Consider the following 19527-nt stretch of genomic DNA (forward strand, 5'->3'; position numbering starts at 1 on the left):
GTGGATTAAATTCATTCTGTTCGAGTTTTTTATTAAATCAATAGCTATCTTAAGTTAGACATGCTGAATTCAGCATTAAATTATGCGGTTATAACTCTATGAACAGTTAACCTTTGATTCTTCTAGCTTAAAGACTTACAGTTAATAAATAAAGTAAAGACGTTGAACAGTTTAACCACCAATATGAAAATTAAGCAAATAGATCCCAAAAAACCTAAAACAGCCTTATTACTCACTGGTGGTGGTGCTCGAGCGGCGTATCAAGTAGGTGTTTTAAAAGCGCTAGCTCACAGCATGCCACGTACGGCACCTCTTCCTTTTAGAATAATAAATGGTACGTCTGCAGGCGCAATAAACTCTGCAGCCTTGGCTTGTTATGCCTCTTGCGCGCACTTAGCAGTGCGAAAATTAGAATCTGTTTGGAAAAACTTTTCGACCTCAATGGTGTATAAAAGTGATTTTTTAAGTGTATTTGGCCATATTGCGCGTAATATTTTAACTAGCTTTCAATCAGAGCATATTAACCACCCACCAGCAAGCTTGCTTAATAACCGCCCTTTACGTGGTTTACTTAACGAAATTTTAGACTTGCATCGCATAGAGCGTAATTTACACCGAAACTATTTAGAGGCGCTTTCGATTACAGCCTCAAGCTATACCACGGGTGACTCAGTCGCTTTTTTTCAGTCAAATACACAAACAGCTTGGCAAAGAGCTAAACGAGAAGGCCGGCCAACACGCATTAATGTTGAGCATTTAATGGCATCAAGTGCTATTCCAATGGTGTTCCCAAGCGTGAATATTCATAACCACTACTTTGGCGATGGTTCTATACATCAACTATCACCACTGAGCCCTTCAATACATTTGGGTGCCGAAAAAATATTTATCATTGGTGTAGATGAACCTAAAGAGCCGCATCCACCGGGATATTCTGCGCATTACCCTGGGCTTTCTGCTGTAGCCGGACACTTGCTTGATAGTGTATTTACCGACACCATGCAGTCAGATTTAGAACGCTTGGGTAGAATAAACCGCACTTTGGGGCTTTTACCTGCGCGAGATAAACACCAAGAGCTAAAGCAAATAGATAGCTTTATTATTAACCCCTCACAAAACTTTAATGTTATTGCAGCGCAGTATTACAACGATATGCCATGGGCGATAAAAGTATTATTGCGGACTATTGGTGTTAAAAAGCACTCTCAATCAAGTTTAACGAGTTACTTATTATTTGAAAAACGCTATACCCAGCACTTAATGGAAATAGGGTATCAAGACGGCATGGCTAAGCTACCTGAAATAAGAGCTTTTTTAGGACTCGATTAATTTATTCAATCCCGTCTAATAAAAAATGTTCTACGCGTTCCACACGCCTTGGTTTACCTTGCAAAACGAGTATATCGTTGGCAAGCAAGATAATTTGATCTGAAGGGGCATCTATTTCTCGATCTTGGCGTCGTAATGCCTTAATAGATACCTTGCGCTTTACTAAATTAAGCTCATTTATACTTTTATTAACCGCATGTGCTTTATCGGGCAGAGCAACCACATGCAAATACTCTAATTTATCTGAATTACTTTCATCGTTGTTTATATGCTCACCTGTAAAAAAACTTTGCAAAAATTGATAACGATTTCTTCGCTCATCACTCACTCGCCTAATAATTCGGCTCATGGGTACACCCGACATAGACAAAACATGCGAGACTATCATTAAACTTGCTTCAAGCGTTTCTGGTACAACTTCAGTGACACCAAGCTCTCGTAGTTTTTCAAGCTGGCTATCGTCTCGGGTACGTATAAGTATTTTTACCTCTGGAGCTATTTGCTTTATTGCATCTATCACTATTTGTGTTTGTTCAAACTCGGTAAATGTAATAATCACCAATCGCGCTCGCTCTATGCCCGCACACTTTAAAATATCTTTTTGTTTAACGTGGCCAAATATTACAGGCTCACCTGCGGCCTTACCTTCTTGAACAAGTATGGGGTTACTTTCAACAGCAACATATTCAATAGCTTCTGGCTTTAAAAAGCGCGCTATAGTTTGCCCGACCCTCGAAAAACCACAAATGACTACATGGTTTGTGTAAAGCGCACTTACTTGTGGCTCGCTTTCCCATGCAATGCTTGGGCTATTTAATAACCCTAAACGCCTTAAAATATAGGGTGTTTTTTCAATTAAAAATGGGGTTAACGCCATCGATAACACACCAAGGGCAATTAAAAATGAAATGTGTTCGCTGGTTAATAATTGATGCTGCCTACCCAAGGCAATTAATACAAAACCAAATTCACCCATTTGCCACAGCATAATGCCACACGCTAATGAGTCCTGCTTTCGCTCACCCATAAGTTGTGCACTGATGGCAACCACAGCTATTTTTAAAACCAATAATCCAAATAATGCACCAACAATAATAACGCCATTGCTAAACACATAAAGTAAATCGAGCTGCATGCCTACGGTAACAAAAAACAGCCCCATTAAAATATCGCGAAATGGCCGTATATCGGCTTCAAGCTGGTGCCTGTAATGACTTTCACCAAGCATCATCCCGGCCAAAAATGCACCTAGTGCCATTGATAAGCCAAACATATAGGTTAGTAAACCCGCAAACAAAGCAACCAGTAGCGTAGTAAGTACAAACAGCTCATCAGTGCGCACTAAGGCTATTTCGCTGAACACTTTAGGCAGTAACCATTTACCAATAGCCCACAGTAATACGCAAACAAAAGCGCCTTTAGTCAGAGAAAATGCTAATGCCCACCCAATTGTTTGAGAATCACTTGTGGCAAACAAAGGAAGAATAATAAGTAAAGGGACTACGGCAATGTCTTGAAACAACAATACACCGATTGCTAATTGCCCTCTGCGCTGATTAAGCTCACCACTTTCTTTAAGCAATTTAACGACTACCGCCGTTGAAGACAGCGCCATAATCGAACCAATAGTAAAGCTGGTAAGCAAACTGAAGTTTAAACAGTACAAAGTTATAATAAGCACTAAGCTTGTTACAATCACCTGCAGTGAACCTAAGCCAAATACAATATTGCGCATGGCCATTAACCGAGATATTGAAAACTCAAGCCCTAAGCTAAAAAGCAAAAATACAATACCAAGCTCTGCAACAAAGTCTATTTCGTGCGTATGTTCAAGCCATCCAACGCCATGACTGCCAGCTAAAACACCTGTTGCTAGGTACGCCAAAATTGGCGGCAAACCGATGCGCTTAAAAAACCACACAAAAATAACGGCAACGACAAGTAAGCCAAAAAATTGAGCATTAGTACTTTGCAAATTTGGCCTCCGGCTTCAATTAAACTAGGGGATGTAATTTAACTATAGCAAGCAATTGTTTTTAAGCTAATTTTAAAATATGGCACAAAAATCGCTTAATATTTGCAAAGCAACACTCTCGGGGGAGAATTTAATGGAAAATGTCCATATTTTGACGCAACGTGTCTCTGGTCGCGGCGACTTTTTGCCGTTTTCGGCTGAACACACACCAAATAATGAAACAACGGCAACACACGAGTTAGTCGCTGAACTTCAGACTAGTTTAGTTATTGAAGATGTATTGGCCATATACGCAAAATTTACAAGAAAGCTTTTAAACTTTACGGGATTGCAGTTTCAGTCAACGCTTGGCACTGCACAAACGTCTGAAAGCGATACTAATAGCACGCCCTATATTTTTGACTTAACGATTGGAAGAGAGCACTTAGGGCAACTTATATACTTTAGTAAATACCCTTTAGGCAAAGCAATTGAAAGTAAGTTACGCTCGCTTCACTCTGCGCTAGTGTACCCACTACGTAATGCAATGATGTATAGCCGCGTACTTAAATTGGCTACAAAAGACTCATTAACAGGTTTGAACAACCGTAGTCAATTTAATGACATTTTATCTCAAAAGCTCGAAAATTGTCGCCGCTATCAGCGCCCTTTCAGCTTAATGTTACTTGACCTAGATAATTTTAAGCAGGTAAATGACAAGTTTGGCCACAAAATTGGCGACGATACTCTTAAAGAATTTGCAACAGTATTAAATTCAAGTATACGCGCTACAGATACCGTATTTAGGTTCGGTGGCGATGAATTCGCAATACTAATAGAAGACCCTGAATTCAAAACTAATCAGGTTGTATCTGAACGTATAATGCAATTTGTAAAGCAATCTAGCTTAATGTCAAAGCATGAAGTTACGGTTAGTATTGGCTATACCTTAGCAATGAGTAATGACTGCGATATAGAAATCTTTTCTCGCGCAGATAAAGGCTTGTACAAAGCAAAAGCGTCTGGCAGAAACTGCGCTAAAGCATATTGATTATAAGGCTTTTTTAAAAGGCTTAGCTTCCCCCGCTAAGCCTTTTTTATGAAAACCCTTGCCCTATTGCTTAATAGACTTTGCAGGTAAAAATTTATAAATTGTCAGTGCCACACAAAAACCAAAAAAGTAACCACTCACTAAATTTATTAAGGCTGTGGCGGTATCAAGAGGCGTAAATAACACTAAAACGAGCGGTAAACTCACCCCTAATATAAAAAATATGCCGCCTTTTCCTAACCAATAGGCCATTAAAATAACCGCTGATATAGCACCGCCCAAAATAGCATACGCTAAAGTGACAATGTTCAAATCAAGCAATACATTAGCAACTATCGCTATTAGGGCTGTAAATAGTATGCCTAGTGGCGCTTTATTGACTAGCGATAATCCAACATGTGGCTGTTTACTCATTTATTTACACTCCCAATAAATACCATTTTCATCATAATGTTTTTCACTTATAAAATAGCCAACCACTTGTACTAGCTCGTCATTATAAAAAATAAGCGGCACTTGACTTCGAAGCCAAGGCGCTACTTTTGCGTCCTTAAACCAGTGCTTTACGCTGTTACTTCCGGGCTTTTTAAGAGGCTTTATACGAGCGCTGTTGCAATTAAACCTAACTGAAACCTGCTCATTGGCATGCGGCGCTCTTATTCCTGCACCACTTTGCTTTGTTAATACGCGGCCATCGTTGAGAGTGAGTTCATGAGTGATTAACTTATTATCATTCACAATGTTTTTTTGAGTTACAAAGTATAAATACCCTTGGTGGCGCCTAACCTGTCCATCAACTAAGTCAATTTGAATTTTAGCATCGGCCTGAGCGTTTATTGCCTGATTAATAATTTGTGATAACTGCTTTTGAGATGGCATTACTTGGGTAAATAAGCTAAGCCACGCACGAACCACATTTGTTATGCGCACGTCGCTATAATGAATTATTTGGCTAATACACAATGCTTGCTGGTCATTTAAACTTTGGCTTAAATCAATTTGAGTGTACTCATCAAGTAACGCTTGTTGTTGCTGCAATAACTCAATGCTGCGCCCAGCACACTGTTCAAAACCTTTAAACCGCTTAGCCAGTTCAGGCACTACACGTGCACGCAAAAAGTTACGATCAAAACGCTCATCGGTATTTGAGTCATCAGTAATGTGCGTAATATTAAACGTTGTGGCAAAGTGCTCTATATCACTGCGCGCAATGTTTAAAAGCGGCCTGTAGCATATTCGCCCGCTTTGTAGTTCACGCATTGCTTGCATTGCACCTAACCCTTTTAAGCCCGAGCCACGCTTTAAACGCAGTAAAAACGTTTCTATTTGGTCGTTTAAATGCTGGCCTAATAAAATAACACTTTGCGGTGCGCTTAGTTCATCAAGTGCTTTATAACGTGCCTCACGTGCCTGTGCTTCAAGGCTTGTTCGTGTTTGCCGGCTTATTGTTACCTGCGCGGTATTAAACGGTATATCTAGCTCAACGCATAGGTTTTGGCAAAAAGCCTGCCAGTCATTAGCGTATTCGCTTAAGCCATGATTAACGTATATTGCACTTACCTTTAGCTTTGGCATTTCTTGCTTAAGCACGTGCATTACATGTAACAATACAACTGAGTCGACCCCACCCGAAAGCGCCACAGTAAAATTAAACTGTTGTTGCTTAAAAAAGTGCTCTAGAGCGTGTTTAACGTGTTGATAAATGGCTGATGATTGCATGCAATACGCTATAAAATTTGTGTTAGAAGTATTTTAAAACAAAAAAGCCGCATAAGCGGCTTTTTTTAACATTTAATGTAATAGCTACTTTTATTAGCAGTAACCAAACGACATTAAACGTTTGTAACGTTGATCAAGCATGTCTTCAAGCGAAAGCGCTTGTAAGTCTGCTAAATCACGTTTTAAACGAGTTTTTAAGTTACGTGCCATCGCATCATAGTTACGGTGTGCACCACCTAAAGGCTCATCAACTAAGTTGTTGATTAAATCTAGCTCTTTAACGCGCTCAGCGGTTACGCCCATAGCCTCTGCAGCAAGTGGCGCTTTGTCTGCGCTTTTCCATAAAATAGAGGCACAGCCTTCTGGCGAAATTACCGAGTACGTGCTGTATTGCAACATATTAACTCTGTCACCAACACCAATCGCTAATGCACCACCTGAGCCGCCCTCACCAATAACCGTACAAATAGTTGGCACTTTAAGCGCCGCCATTACTTTAAGGTTACGTGCAATTGCTTCAGACTGACCACGCTCTTCAGCGCCAACACCAGGGTATGCACCTGGCGTATCGATAAAGGTCATTATTGGCATTTTAAAACGCTCAGCCATTTCCATTAAGCGAAGTGCTTTACGGTAGCCTTCTGGTTTTGGCATACCAAAGTTGCGTTTAATTTTTTCAGCTGTATCGCGGCCTTTTTGTTGGCCAATAACCATAACGGGTTCGCCATCTAAACGTGCAACACCACCTAAAATAGCCGGATCGTTAGCAAAAGTACGATCGCCTGCAAACTCGTCAAACTCCGTGAAAATGCGCTCGATATAATCTCGAGTATAAGGACGCAACGGATGACGCGCTAACTGCGATACTTGCCAAGCGCCTAAATTTGAGAATATTTCCTCTTTTTGCTTAGCACTTTTTTCTTTTAATTTGCTGACTTCCTCTTCTAGCTCAAGGTCTAATTCGCCAGCGCGGCTTATGCTTTGTAATTCTTCAATTTTTGCTTCTAATTCTGCAATCGGAAGCTCAAAATCAAGATAATTGAGGCTCATGCTCTAAACTACCTAATCAGTTAAATTCTAGTTCTACATCTTGTGCCGCCATGAGTGATAACTTGTGAATTAAGTCGTCGCTCGGCGTGACACACCATTCGATCCCTAGGGTTAATTGCGCCAACGCATCTGGGCGTTGGTAATAAACCTTGATCGGACACGTTCCCATTTTATAAGGTTCGAGTACTTTTTGTAATTTATCGAAGAAACCTGCCTCGATTTGCACCATGTTCAGCGTCATTTTAATCGCTTTAATACGTTTTTCACGCGCTTGAGCAATGGTGTTTATTTCTCTGGCGGTCATTGTAATGCCACCGGAGAAGTTATCAAAGCTGACCTGTCCAGATATTACCAAGATATTATTAACTTGAAGCATTTCTTGGTACATTTCAAACTGTTCCGGGAACAAGCGTACATCAATACGGGCGCTCTTGTCATCTAAAGTTATTAAGCCCCAACGGTTGCCTTTTTTATTAATTAAGGTCCGCGCTGAAATAACTAGACCAGCGGCAGTAGAGAGTACATCACGATTAGTTGGTTGTAAATCCACCAGCTTTCCGCTGGTGTAATACCTAAGCTCCTTGCGATACTGATTTATCGGATGCCCAGTTAAATAAAGGCCTAGGGTATCTTTTTCACCTTCAAGCCATTCATTGTCGGTCAGGCCCGTGGCCTTAATAAAGGCTTGCTCTACTTCGTCTGGCTCAGTAGCCAATAAACCAAATAAATCGCTTTGTCCAAGTTGCTCTGCCTTGTTGTGCTGATCGGCCGCGCGCATAGCGTCTTTTAAACTTGCCAGTAATGTTGCACGCCCTGCTTGGGTTTTCTCTGGCCCAAGCTTATCAAGTGCACCAGCATAAATTAATTTTTCGGTGACACGTTTATTTAGGCGTTTTAAGTCAACGCGAGCACAAAAATCAAATAAATCCTTAAACGGGCCGCCCTTTGCGCGCGCTTCTAAAATAGCGTCTACTGGCGCTTCACCTACACCTTTAATTGCGCCAATACCATACACAATTTCGCCTTGCAGGTTTACCGTAAACTTAAATTCACCGGCGTTTACATCGGGCGGTAATAAGGTAAGTTTCATGTTTTCACATTCATCTACCAAAATCACTATTTTGTCGGTGTTATCCATATCGGCCGACATTACCGCAGCCATAAACTCAGCTGGGTGGTGCGTTTTCATCCATAAGGTTTGGTACGAAACCAGTGCATACGCTGCTGAGTGAGATTTATTAAAACCATAACCTGCGAATTTTTCTACCAAGTCGAAGATTTTTATCGCCAGTTCGCCATCAATACCATTATTACGCGCGCCATCTTCAAACGTTGAACGCTGCTTTGCCATTTCTTCAGGTTTTTTCTTACCCATAGCACGGCGTAACATATCTGCACCACCCAGCGTATAACCTGCCAGTACCTGCGCTATTTGCATTACTTGTTCTTGATACAAAATAATGCCGTAAGTGGGATCGAGTATTGGTTTTAAGCTTTCGTGTTGGTACTGCGCATCTGGGTATGAAATTTCCTCTCTACCCAGTTTTCGGTCGATAAAGTTATCTACCATGCCTGATTGCAATGGACCTGGGCGGAACAAGGCTACTAATGCAATCATATCTTCAAAGCAATCGGGCTTAAGGCGGCGTACTAAATCTTTCATGCCGCGCGATTCTAGCTGAAACACCGCGGTTGTTTCGGCGCGCAGTAATAGCTCTATGCTTTTTTTATCATCCAGTGGAATAGTGTTTATATCAACAGGGTCTTTGCCCTCGCGCTGCATACGCACGTTGGTCATATCCACTGCCCACTGCAAAATGGTCAAGGTACGTAAACCCAAGAAATCGAACTTAACAAGGCCCGCGGTTTCTACGTCGTTTTTATCAAACTGTGTTACCGGAAATTTACCTTCATCGTCACAATAAAGTGCAGCAAAGTCGGTAATGGTGGTCGGCGATATTACAACACCACCGGCGTGTTTTCCGGCATTACGCGTACACCCTTCTAGGATGCGACACATATCGATTAAATCTTTTACCTCTGAGTCACCATCGTAGGCTTCTTGCAAACGCGGCTCTACTTCAAAGGCTTTGGCAAGGGTCATCCCCGGATCGCCTGGTATCAGTTTCGAAATACGATCAACAAAACCATAAGGATGACCAAGTACACGACCTACATCGCGTATTACCGCTTTTGCGGCCATAGTACCAAAAGTAATAATTTGTGATACCGCGTCACGCCCATACAATGCCGATACGTGATCAATTACTTCGTCACGTCTATCCATACAAAAATCGACGTCGAAATCGGGCATTGATACACGTTCAGGGTTCAAAAATCGCTCAAAAAGCAAGTCAAACTCAAGGGGATCCAAATCGGTAATTTTAAGTGCGTATGCTACTAATGAACCCGCACCCGAACCACGACCAGGTCCTACCGGTATATTGTTATCTTTACTCCACTGAATAAACTCCATTACGATTAAGAAGTAACCCGGAAAACCCATTTGGTTGATTACGCCAAGCTCTACGGCTAAACGCTCATCGTATTCAACACGTTTTACTTTTCTATCTTCTTCGTCAGGGAACAAAAACTGGAGTCGTTCTTCAAGGCCATCTTCTGACACTTTAACCAAAAACTCATCAATATTAAGAGAGCCTGTTGGATAATCTGGTAAAAAGTATTCGCCTAACTTTACAGTCACATTACAGCGTTTAGCTATTTCTACCGTATTTTGCAGTGCTTCAGGTATATCACTAAATAGCTCAGCCATTTGCTCAGGCGTTTTTAGGTATTGCTCTTCTGAGAAACGTTTTGGACGGCGTTTGTCATCAAGTGTGTAGCCATCAAATATAGCTACACGAATTTCGTGCGCTTCAAAATTTTCAGGTTTTAGAAATACCACTTCGTTGGTTGCAACAACGGGCAGCTGCTCTTTAGCTGCAAGCTCTACCGCCATGTGCAGGTAATCTTCTTCAAGCGGGCGGTTAGTTCGTACAAGCTCTAAATAGTAATGATCGCTAAAGTGCTGCTTATAAAAGCTAATTACGCTTTCTATAACGCCGGGATTATTTTTTAATAATGCTTTACCTAAATCACCGTCTTTTGCGCCCGAAAGAATAATTAATCCTTCTTTATGATTAGCTAACCATTCTCTGTCAATTACTGGACGATGAAATACATGACCACGCTGATACGCCTCAGAAATTAATAGCGTTACATTTTTATAACCCACATTATCTTTAGCTAAAATTGTAATGCGACATGGCTCATCCGGAAATTCAGGGCTGCGCAGCCAAAAGTCAGCACCCACAATCGGCTTTATACCCGCATTATGGGTAGCGCCATAAAAGCGTACTAATCCACAAAAGTTCATTTGATCGGTAATAGCAATCGCGGGCATTTCTAGCTCTTGCGCCTTAGCGACTATTGGCTTGGTTTTAGCTAAGCCATCAACCATCGAAAAGTCTGAGTGGACCCTTAAATGTACAAAATCAGGTGCTGCCATTATTTTGCCTCGCCTTTCGCTTGCATAAGTACACGCTGCACGGGTTTAAAACTTTTACGATGTTCATCTATTGCGCCGTACTGCTCAAGTGCTGCAAAGTGCGCTTTAGTTGGGTAACCTTTATGCCCTGCAAACCCGTATTGCGGGTGGCGTTTATCAAGTTCAAGCATTTCATCATCACGCGCTACTTTGGCTAAAATAGAGGCTGCTGATATTTCGGCAACCAGGCTATCGCCTTTAACAACCGCTTGAGCAGGCATAGTGAGTTTTGGTAAACGGTTACCATCTATAAATACAAACTCAGGCTGTGTGCTTAACCCTTCCACAGCGCGGCTCATAGCAAGCATGGTAGCGTGTAAAATGTTTAAGTCATCAATTTCTGATGGACTACAACGGCCATAGGCATAACATAATGCGTTTTCTTTTATCTCGGTGGCTAATGCTTGGCGCTTTTTGTCTGTTAATTTTTTAGAGTCGGCTAGACCCGCTATTGGTTTAGTTGGGTCAAGTATTACTGCTGCGGTAACAACATCGCCAACAAGCGGGCCTCGCCCTACTTCATCAACACCGGCAATTAAGGTTACATTGGGTCGTTCAATTTGCATGTATTAACTCCGCTACGGCATTGGCTGCTTGCTCGCTGGCATTTAATCTAATGTTTTCATGAATTTCTAAAAAACGTGCTTTTAATTGTCTATTGTCTGTTTCTAGCATTGGGGTAAGTGCTTGAGTTAAGTTTTTAACATTACAGTCGCTTTGTAAAAATTCAGGCACTAATTCTTCATCGGCCAATAAATTTGGCAACGAAAAATATTTAATGTTAAAGGTAAACAGGGTTTTAAAAATCCAGTAGCTTAATGGTTTTATTTTATACCCAACAACCATTGGCTTTTTATACAGCATGCCTTCGAGTGTGGCTGTGCCAGACGCAAGTAAAATGACATCTGCCGCTTGCATTGCTAATTTAGATTGCCCATCTAGCAAGCTAATATTAAGACTAGGCGCTGTAGCATTTAAAATATCAGTAAACTGCGCTTTGCGCTTTTCGTTTACCAGTGGAACCACAATTTTAAGGTCTGGGTTTTGAGCTTGAAGTTGCTGCGCTGTTTTTATATAGGTTTCACTCAGTAAGCCCACTTCAGAGCCTCGGCTACCTGGCAATAATGCCAGTACTTTGTCATCAAGACTTAAGCCTAGTTTTGCACGTGCTTGGCTATCGTCGTGCTCAAGCGCTATATCGTCTGCTAATGTGTGCCCTACAAACGTACACGGTACTTGATGCTTGTCGTAAAATTCTTTTTCAAACGGCAATAGTGCAAGTACTAAGTTAGTAGCTGCGCTAATAGTATGAATACGTTTTTCTCGCCATGCCCAAACTGAAGGGCTTACGTATTGAACTGTTTTAATGCCTGCATCTTTTAAAGGTTTTTCAACGCGAAGATTAAAATCAGGGGCGTCTATTCCAATAAATACATCGGGTGGGTTATCTATAAAATGTTGAACCAATTGTTTACGAATTTTCAGTAAACGCGGTAAACGCCCGAGTACTTCAACCAAGCCCATTACAGACAGCTCATCCATATCGTATAGAGTTTTACAACCTTGAGCTTGCATTTTTGGTCCTGCAATCCCCTCAAAAGTGGCATCTGGAAAATGTACTTTTAATGCTTTTATTAGGCCTTCGCCTAAAATATCGCCCGACAGTTCGCCTGCCACTATACCTATTCGTAGTTGTTTTTTTTCTTTCGTCATTTGCTTTTTAGTTCATATTTTAATCGGGCGTCATGAGTTTAGTTTACCGCGTTTTGGTATGTGTTTAAACGCTTTAAATAACTCGTTTTTTAACTGTAAATATAATCTCTATTGTTGTTTATTTTTAATACTGATGTAGCATATAAATTATATATTAAGTTTTACTAATATATATTGACAAGTATTGTGCAATTGTGAATAATATTGCAAACTTTCAGTAATTACTGAAAGTTCATTCAATCATTAACTCTGCCAATAACTCATTGCCCAGTTAATCCGTCACATTCAAGGAGCATAAAATGATAGATGAAACCTTTGTGGATCTATCGCGACTACAGTTTGCTGTTACCGCACTCTTTCACTTCATATTTGTACCGTTAACAATAGGTATGACTTGGATCTTAGTTATTATGGAATCAGTTTATGTTATGACTGGTCGCGAAATTTATCGTGATATGACTAAGTTTTGGGGTAAGTTATTTGGTATTAACTTTGCCATTGGTGTTGCCACAGGCCTCACTATGGAGTTTGAATTTGGCACTAACTGGTCTTACTACTCACATTATGTGGGTGATGTATTTGGTGCCCCTCTGGCTATTGAAGGGTTAATGGCATTCTTTTTAGAATCAACCTTTGTGGGTATGTTCTTCTTAGGATGGGATAGACTTTCTAAACGTCAACATTTAGGCGCTACCTTTTTAATGGCACTGGGTACAAACTTATCAGCATTATGGATATTAATTGCTAATGGTTGGATGCAAAACCCAGTAGGTGCTGAATTTAACTACCAAACTATGCGAATGGAAATGACCAGCTTTGCAGAGCTGGTATTTAACCCTGTTGCACAGGTTAAGTTTATTCACACGGTATCTGCAGGTTATGTCGCCGCGTCTATGTTTGTTTTAGGTATAAGTAGTTGGTACATACTAAAAGGTCGCGATTTAGCATTTGCCAAACGTTCATTTTCAGTGGCTTCAGGGTTTGGTTTAGCCTCAATTTTATGTGTTATTTTACTTGGTGATGAATCAGGCTATGAAGTAGGCGAAATTCAAAAAGTAAAATTAGCAACTATTGAAGCCGAGTGGCACACAGAAGAAGCGCCCGCTGCGTTTACTGCATTTGGTTTTCCTGACTCTGAAGAGCAAGTAACCCATGCCGCTGTAAAAATACCCTATGCACTGGGCATTATTGCTACACGCTCACTTGACGAAAAAGTTACGGGTATTTCTGATTTAGAGAAGAAGCATGAAATACGTATTCGTAACGGCATGATTGCCTATGGTTATCTCACTAAACTAAGAAACGGCGAAGATACGCCTGAAAAAATTGCTAAATTTGACGCAGTAAAAGATGACTTAGGCTACGGTTTATTGCTTAAACGATATACATCTGATGTTGTTGACGCCACAGAAGAGCAAATTCAAAAAGCAGTGAAAGATTCATTCCCAAAAGTAGGCCCTATGTTTTGGTCGTTTAGGATTATGGTTGCCTGTGGTGTCGCTATGCTTGCTGTGTTTGTATTAGCATTTTACTACAATGCACACCGTATTATTGAGCAAAAACGCTGGTTACTTTGGGCTACAGTGTTAAGTATTCCATTGCCATGGATTGCGATTGAATTTGGCTGGATCGTTGCAGAATATGGTCGCCAACCTTGGGCTATTTCTGAAATACTACCGACTTTTTTAGCAACGTCGTCATTAACGGTCAATGACATTTTAATTAGCTTAACGGGCTTCATCATTTTTTACACTGGCCTTGCCATTGTTGAAGGCTGGTTAATGATTCACTTTATTAAAAAAGGCCCTAGCTCATTACATACTGGTAAATACCATTTTGAGCTGCCAAACAACACACAAGCAAAAGGAGAATAATCATGATTTTTGATTATGAAACATTAAAAATGTTGTGGTGGTTGATCATTGGTGTCCTTTTAATCGGCTTTGCAATTACCGATGGTATGGATATGGGGGTTGCTATGCTCCTTCGCCTAGTTGGTAAAACAGATTTAGAACGACGCACTGTAATTAATACAATTGGCGCACACTGGGATGGTAACCAAGTTTGGTTTATCACCGCAGGCGGAGCATTATTTGCGGCTTGGCCAATGGTGTATGCAGCCGCTTTTTCGGGGTTTTACTTTGCCATGATGCTGGTGCTATTTGCACTCTTTTTTAGACCTCTTGGTTTTGATTACCGCTCTAAAATTGATTCTAAGCGCTGGCGTAATAACTGGGATTGGGGATTATTTGCAGGTAGCGCAATACCGGCTTTAGTATTTGGTGTAGCATTTGGTAACTTGTTTTTAGGTGTACCATTCAATATTGATAATTTATTACGTGTAAGTTACCAAGGTTCGTTTTTTGGCTTGTTAACCCCATTTGCACTCCTCGCTGGTTTAATTAGTATAGCTATGCTTATTGCACATGCAGGTATGTGGTTACAACTTCGCACAGCAGATGCGGTTGCAGAACGCTCTGGCCAATACGGACGTTATGCATTGATTGCATTTATTGTTTTATTTGCCGCGGCTGGAGTTTGGGTGGCTAATTTGAATGGCTACCAAATTGTGTCTATGGGCGATACTCAAGGCCATGCTGATCCGCTCGCTAAAGTAGTTACCACAGCAAAAGGCGCTTGGCTAAATAATTACACTGAGCGTGCATGGACAGTAACCTTTCCTGTTCTAGCGTTTGCTATGGCATTGAGTGCATTAGTATTTTCAAAGCTCAATAAACCAGCGTTAGGGCTTATTTCGACTGCACTTATGTTAGTAGGTGTCATTATGACGGCGGGCGTTTCATTATTTCCATTTATTATGCCATCAATTAACAACCCCAATATTAGCTTAACAATTTGGGATGCCGTTTCGAGCCATAAAACGCTTAACATTATGCTTGTAGCCGTGGCCATTTTTGTACCATTAATTTTAGCCTACACCACGTGGTGTTATGTAAAAATGTGGCGCAGAGTAACCGTAGAAGAAATTGAAACTAACACTCACGGCAGCTACTAAGGAGACTGAACTATGTGGTATTTTGCTTGGATTTTAGGTGTACTTTTAGCCTGTACCTTAGGGGTAATAAATGTAATGTGGTACGAATTTCATCAAAATAAAAACAGCATTGCTGATGATGAACAACCGATGCATGATTTATTGAACGAGGCTAACTCGACCAACAATGACGACTAACCCCCGACCAAATCGCGCGCAGCAACAAACACTGCGCGCTTTTTTAAAAACACAAAGTAAACCCGCCTCATTATGGTTAAAGCTCAGTATTGCACTGGGTACTTTTAATGCTATTTTAATGATTGCCGGAGCATATTTACTTGCTCAGGCTATTCATAACGTAATGTTTGAAGGTAGTAGCTTAAGTGAAGTCACTCACTTACTGTGGCCATTAGCAGGTATTGTTTTGCTTCGCGCTATTTTTTTAGCGCTAAGTGAAAGGCTAAGTGCTTTTGCTGCCCTTAAAATAAAGTCGGCTATGCGCCAAACACTGTTAACTAAATTAAGCTTGCTGGGCCCTAGTTATATTGAGCAACACGGTCAAGGTGCAACCTTAAATACATTGCACAATGGTGTAGAAGAACTTCACGACTATTACGCTAAATACCTGCCTGATGTTGCTTACAGTGCTCTTATTCCACTAGCAATCTTGGTTGTTATTTTTCCGACCGATTATAAAGCGGGATTAATATTTTTATTAACAGCTCCGCTTATCCCTTTTTTTATGATTTTAGTTGGATCAAAAGCAGAAGCGTTAAATCAAAAGCGTTGGCAACAACTTGCTGTTCTTGGCAATTACTTTTTTGACAGAGTGCAGGGGTTAACCCAGTTAAAACTATTTAATGCCACGCAAACCGAATTAAAACAAATAGCTAAAATTTCTGATGACTTTAGGCATACCACGCTAGGCGTGTTAAAAATTGCGTTTTTATCGTCTTTTGCCTTAGAGTTTTTAGCTACAATCAGTGTGGCTTTAGTGGCTGTAATTATTGGTTTTAGGCTTTTTTTTGGCACACTTGATTTTTCTACTGGCTTTGTTGTGCTGCTTTTAGCTCCCGAGTTTTATTTACCGCTTCGTCAATTAGGAAGCCATTATCATGCTCGCTTGCAAGGTATTAGCGCCGCTGCTGACATGGTGACTATTTTAAATGCCCCCTTACCCTATCAAGATACTGAACTAGTTAACAATACAACCGAATACACCACGTCTGATACTATTGATTCAATAAACATCAAAAACTTAACCTACATTTACTCTGACAGTAACGAAGGCATACACAATGTCACCTTAAGCCTACCAAAAAAAGGCTTGGTGGCAGTTGTGGGTAACAGTGGCTCAGGGAAAAGTACTTTATTTGATTGCCTGCTGGGTTTTCACCCCAAAGTAATACCTTGTATTTATATTAACGGATTGCCATTAGCAGCAAACGATATCACCCAACTACAGAATCAAGTTGCGTGGATACCACAAAATCCAACACTATTTTTCGATAGCATTGGCGCTAATATAAAATTAGCCAAACCAGACGCATCACAGCAAGAGCTAGAGCAAGCAGCGCAACAAGCAGGCGCCCTTGAGTTTATAAATACCCTACCCTCTGGGTTTGATACGTTAATAGGAGAGCAAGGTGAAGGACTCTCTGGAGGGCAAAAGCAACGTATTGCACTTGCTCGGGCATTTTTAAAAAACGCCCCTATATTAATGCTTGATGAGCCAACAGCCCACCTTGATAGCCAAACAGAGCAACACATTCAACACGCCATTAATATGTACGCTAAAAACAATTTAGTACTGGTAATCGCACACAGATTAAACACTGTAAAACACGCCGACAATATTATTGTAATGGACCAGGGTAAGGTCACTGAGCAAGGTAGCTTTGAAAAACTAAGCACTCACCATGGCGTGTTTTATAATTTGCTAAATGCCGCTAAGCAAGGAGGTTCCGATGAATAACTTTATTAGATTGATAAAGCTCTGCCGCCCTCATTATAAAGCCATGCTACTGGGTACGCTGTTAGCAACAATTACGGTGCTTGCGAACGTTGGCTTACTGGCTATTTCAGGCTGGTTTTTAGCATCTATGGCAGCTGCAGGTATTGCTGGCGTGCAAATGAACTATTTTACACCCGCTGGCACAATACGTTTTTTAGCTATCGTAAGAACGGCTTCTCGTTATGCTGAGCGCTTAGTTACTCATAATGCGACTTTTTTATTGTTGAGTGAAATTCGCGTAAATATGTTTGCAACACTCAGTAAGCTCAACAATGTTGATTTAGCCATGAGCCGCAGCGCTGATTTACTGAATCGACTACAGAACGATGTTGACGCACTCGATAAATTTTATTTGAACGTGTTAATGCCCATGATGGTTGCTTTGTTAAGCGTGCCAATCATTTTGCTTTTCATGTCTGCTTATAATGCAAATGTAGCACTCATTTGCTTTATGGGAATTTTATTAATTGGCGTTGTCATACCTGCGCTTTTAAGTGCTTCACTTACAAAAAATAGTCACAAAGAAACACACCTTAGTGCACAGTTACGGGCCGAATTATCAGATACCTTAACAGGCCTCAGAGAGCTTAGTATTTATCAAGCCCGTACTGAGCAGTTAAATAAATGCGATAGATTAAACGAGCAGTACAACCAACAATTATTTGTTCGTCATAAGGCGTTAGCAAATGCAGATGGACTGACTCTACTAATAGTACAAATGGCCATGTTAGCTAGCATAGTGACGATAGCCCCATTGGTTTATACTAATTCCATGGTTAACGTAGAACTTGCCATGTTAACGCTTTTTGTATTAGCAAGCTTTGAAAGCGTATTACTACTGCCCAATGCATTTATAGAGCTGCCTAATGTACTAAAAGCCGCAGAGCGGTTATTTACCCTCCAAGATAAAGCATCTGATCAGAGCAATAATTGTAGCGCTTTAATTGATACTCAGTTTGATAAAAATAATATTGCGCTAACGCTTAATAACATTAGCTATAAATACGATGAGCATAACGCATTAAATAATGTCAGTTTTATGCTTAAATCGCGGCAAAAAGTAGCCATTGTAGGTCGAAGCGGGAGCGGTAAAACCACCTTAGTTAATTTGCTAACCGGTTTATGGCCACTTCAGCAAGGTAGTATTACATTAGGTGACCACAATAACGCGCAAGACCTTCACTCACTTAGCAGTGACAGCCGCGCAAACGTTATAAATATATTAGCGCAGCAACATCATATTTTTGATGGCACATTAAGTGAAAACTTGCGCTATGCAAAGCCAAGCGCTACAAAAGAAGAAATGCTTGAAGCCATTAACCTTGCACAGCTAGAGCCTTGGTTTAATGAGCTACAAGAGGGTCTAAAAATACGTTTAGGGACAGGCGGCAGAAGCGTATCCCAAGGGCAATCAAGGCGTATAGCGATTGCGCAGGCTTTATTACAAAACCCCGCTATTTTAGTACTTGATGAACCCACAGAAGGGCTAGATAACCAATCTAAGCAAACCGTAATGAACGCCATTATGCACGTAATGAGTGACGCAAGCGTACTTACAATTACCCACGACCCTGCTCTTCTAGCGCAAATGGATAACATTATTTGGCTAGAAAATGGCAAACTTGTAGCGCAAGGTAGCCACAAAGAGCTTAGCGAAAAACATCAGGAATATGTGTCGCTAACCACCCGTTTTTAATACGCTGATTGAGACATCAATAACGCCGACTTTAGGGTCGGCTATTTTTTTAAACATACCTAACGATAAATCAATAACACGCCCTCTAACGTACGGGCCCCTATCATTTATTCTTACGATTACCGATTTATTGTTAGCTAAGTTAGTTACCTTTACCTTAGTACCAAAATCAAACTCTAAATGTGCAGCAGTGGCAGCGTTTTGATTAAAGGTTTCGCCATTTGCCGTTGTGCGGCCATGATATTTATTAGCGTAATAAGAAGCTTTCCCTAACTGAGTACGCTCACCATTAGCTGTGGTAACGACAGGTTGGCTACTACACGCAGCCAAGATAGACAAAAAACTGAGGGGTAAAATTAACTTCGTAAGAGACATAGCTGTGCTTTAAATATAGTAAATTTGCGCAAAGGTTAACCTTGCCTCGCTGAGTGCATACTGAATTAAAATATTTTAAAGGCA

At 40.7% G+C, this 19527-nt stretch carries 15 protein-coding genes; 7 read left to right on the top strand and 8 right to left on the bottom strand.

All coding sequences use genetic code 11. The annotated features are described in order from the left end of the window. The first annotated feature begins 183 nt into the window (after positions 1-183). A complete protein-coding gene (locus ATS72_RS06370; RefSeq protein ID WP_058429482.1) occupies positions 184-1329 on the top strand; it encodes a patatin-like phospholipase family protein in 1146 nt (381 codons plus the stop codon). 1 nt (position 1330) lies between these two features. Here the strand turns inward: ATS72_RS06370 and ATS72_RS06375 are convergent, their stop codons facing one another. Beyond that, positions 1331-3304 (bottom strand): monovalent cation:proton antiporter-2 (CPA2) family protein, encoded by a 1974-nt coding sequence (locus tag ATS72_RS06375; protein ID WP_058429483.1) that lies wholly within the window; start codon positions 3302-3304, stop codon positions 1331-1333. Positions 3305-3437: 133 nt separating this feature from the next. Between ATS72_RS06375 and ATS72_RS06380 the strand changes: the two genes are divergently transcribed. Beyond that, positions 3438-4334: a GGDEF domain-containing protein gene (locus tag ATS72_RS06380; RefSeq protein ID WP_058429604.1), complete on the top strand. Its 897-nt coding sequence runs from the start codon at positions 3438-3440 to the stop codon at positions 4332-4334. A 63-nt stretch (positions 4335-4397) separates the two neighbouring features. On the opposite strand, the gene ATS72_RS06385 is transcribed toward ATS72_RS06380, so the two are convergent. The 6 genes from ATS72_RS06385 to lpxB all read right to left on the bottom strand — a co-directional run bounded on the left by ATS72_RS06385 (position 4398) and on the right by lpxB (position 12363). Beyond that, on the bottom strand, positions 4398-4748 hold the full coding sequence (locus ATS72_RS06385) for a hypothetical protein (protein WP_058429484.1): 351 nt from the start codon (positions 4746-4748) through the stop codon (positions 4398-4400). Further along, a complete protein-coding gene (tilS, locus tag ATS72_RS06390) occupies positions 4749-6053 on the bottom strand; it encodes a tRNA lysidine(34) synthetase TilS (RefSeq protein WP_058429485.1) in 1305 nt (434 codons plus the stop codon). A gap of 93 nt (positions 6054-6146) precedes the next feature. Continuing rightward, positions 6147-7103: an acetyl-CoA carboxylase carboxyl transferase subunit alpha gene (gene accA, locus ATS72_RS06395; RefSeq protein WP_006793614.1), complete on the bottom strand. Its 957-nt coding sequence runs from the start codon at positions 7101-7103 to the stop codon at positions 6147-6149. Between the two features lie 16 nt (positions 7104-7119). After that, positions 7120-10611: a DNA polymerase III subunit alpha gene (gene dnaE / locus ATS72_RS06400; RefSeq protein ID WP_058429486.1), complete on the bottom strand. Its 3492-nt coding sequence runs from the start codon at positions 10609-10611 to the stop codon at positions 7120-7122. Beyond that, entirely contained in the window at positions 10611-11216 is a 606-nt protein-coding gene (gene rnhB, locus ATS72_RS06405; RefSeq protein ID WP_010557170.1) for a ribonuclease HII, read from the bottom strand. Before rnhB ends, dnaE begins: the two co-directional genes overlap by 1 nt. Then, positions 11206-12363: a lipid-A-disaccharide synthase gene (gene lpxB, locus ATS72_RS06410; protein ID WP_058429487.1), complete on the bottom strand. Its 1158-nt coding sequence runs from the start codon at positions 12361-12363 to the stop codon at positions 11206-11208. The genes rnhB and lpxB overlap by 11 nt, the downstream gene beginning before the upstream one ends. Positions 12364-12662: 299 nt before the next feature. Here lpxB and ATS72_RS06415 point away from each other — a divergent pair, with 299 nt between their 5' ends. From ATS72_RS06415 to cydC, 5 genes are read left to right on the top strand one after another with little or no spacing between them, the layout of a single operon-like run. Then, on the top strand, positions 12663-14237 hold the full coding sequence (locus tag ATS72_RS06415; RefSeq protein ID WP_058429488.1) for a cytochrome ubiquinol oxidase subunit I: 1575 nt from the start codon (positions 12663-12665) through the stop codon (positions 14235-14237). Positions 14238-14239: 2 nt separating this feature from the next. Further along, positions 14240-15379: a cytochrome d ubiquinol oxidase subunit II gene (cydB, locus tag ATS72_RS06420; protein WP_058429489.1), complete on the top strand. Its 1140-nt coding sequence runs from the start codon at positions 14240-14242 to the stop codon at positions 15377-15379. A 12-nt stretch (positions 15380-15391) separates the two neighbouring features. Beyond that, positions 15392-15556: a cytochrome bd-I oxidase subunit CydX gene (cydX, locus tag ATS72_RS06425; RefSeq protein ID WP_006793620.1), complete on the top strand. Its 165-nt coding sequence runs from the start codon at positions 15392-15394 to the stop codon at positions 15554-15556. Next, on the top strand, positions 15546-17333 hold the full coding sequence (gene cydD, locus ATS72_RS06430) for a thiol reductant ABC exporter subunit CydD (protein ID WP_058429490.1): 1788 nt from the start codon (positions 15546-15548) through the stop codon (positions 17331-17333). Before cydX ends, cydD begins: the two co-directional genes overlap by 11 nt. Then, on the top strand, positions 17326-19068 hold the full coding sequence (cydC, locus tag ATS72_RS06435; RefSeq protein WP_058429491.1) for a thiol reductant ABC exporter subunit CydC: 1743 nt from the start codon (positions 17326-17328) through the stop codon (positions 19066-19068). The genes cydD and cydC overlap by 8 nt, the downstream gene beginning before the upstream one ends. On the opposite strand, the gene ATS72_RS06440 is transcribed toward cydC, so the two are convergent. Beyond that, entirely contained in the window at positions 19051-19443 is a 393-nt protein-coding gene (locus tag ATS72_RS06440; protein WP_006793623.1) for a septal ring lytic transglycosylase RlpA family protein, read from the bottom strand. The genes cydC and ATS72_RS06440 overlap by 18 nt on opposite strands. Positions 19444-19527: the final 84 nt, after the last annotated feature.

Source organism: Pseudoalteromonas sp. 13-15, from assembly GCF_001468205.2.
Taxonomy (GTDB): Bacteria; Pseudomonadota; Gammaproteobacteria; order Enterobacterales; family Alteromonadaceae; genus Pseudoalteromonas; species Pseudoalteromonas marina.

Excerpts from the sequence above, each read along its gene's own strand:
- ATS72_RS06370 (WP_058429482.1), top strand. The coding sequence starts at position 184 with ATGAAAATTAAGCAAATAGATCCCAAAAAACCTAAAACAGCCTTATTA.
- ATS72_RS06380 (WP_058429604.1), top strand. The coding sequence starts at position 3,438 with ATGGAAAATGTCCATATTTTGACGCAACGTGTCTCTGGTCGCGGCGAC.
- ATS72_RS06385 (WP_058429484.1), bottom strand. The coding sequence starts at position 4,748 with ATGAGTAAACAGCCACATGTTGGATTATCGCTAGTCAATAAAGCGCCA.
- tilS (WP_058429485.1), bottom strand. The coding sequence starts at position 6,053 with ATGCAATCATCAGCCATTTATCAACACGTTAAACACGCTCTAGAGCAC.
- accA (WP_006793614.1), bottom strand. The coding sequence starts at position 7,103 with ATGAGCCTCAATTATCTTGATTTTGAGCTTCCGATTGCAGAATTAGAA.
- dnaE (WP_058429486.1), bottom strand. The coding sequence starts at position 10,611 with ATGGCAGCACCTGATTTTGTACATTTAAGGGTCCACTCAGACTTTTCG.
- rnhB (WP_010557170.1), bottom strand. The coding sequence starts at position 11,216 with ATGCAAATTGAACGACCCAATGTAACCTTAATTGCCGGTGTTGATGAA.
- lpxB (WP_058429487.1), bottom strand. The coding sequence starts at position 12,363 with ATGACGAAAGAAAAAAAACAACTACGAATAGGTATAGTGGCAGGCGAA.
- ATS72_RS06415 (WP_058429488.1), top strand. The coding sequence starts at position 12,663 with ATGATAGATGAAACCTTTGTGGATCTATCGCGACTACAGTTTGCTGTT.
- cydB (WP_058429489.1), top strand. The coding sequence starts at position 14,240 with ATGATTTTTGATTATGAAACATTAAAAATGTTGTGGTGGTTGATCATT.
- cydX (WP_006793620.1), top strand. The coding sequence starts at position 15,392 with ATGTGGTATTTTGCTTGGATTTTAGGTGTACTTTTAGCCTGTACCTTA.
- cydD (WP_058429490.1), top strand. The coding sequence starts at position 15,546 with ATGACGACTAACCCCCGACCAAATCGCGCGCAGCAACAAACACTGCGC.
- cydC (WP_058429491.1), top strand. The coding sequence starts at position 17,326 with ATGAATAACTTTATTAGATTGATAAAGCTCTGCCGCCCTCATTATAAA.
- ATS72_RS06440 (WP_006793623.1), bottom strand. The coding sequence starts at position 19,443 with ATGTCTCTTACGAAGTTAATTTTACCCCTCAGTTTTTTGTCTATCTTG.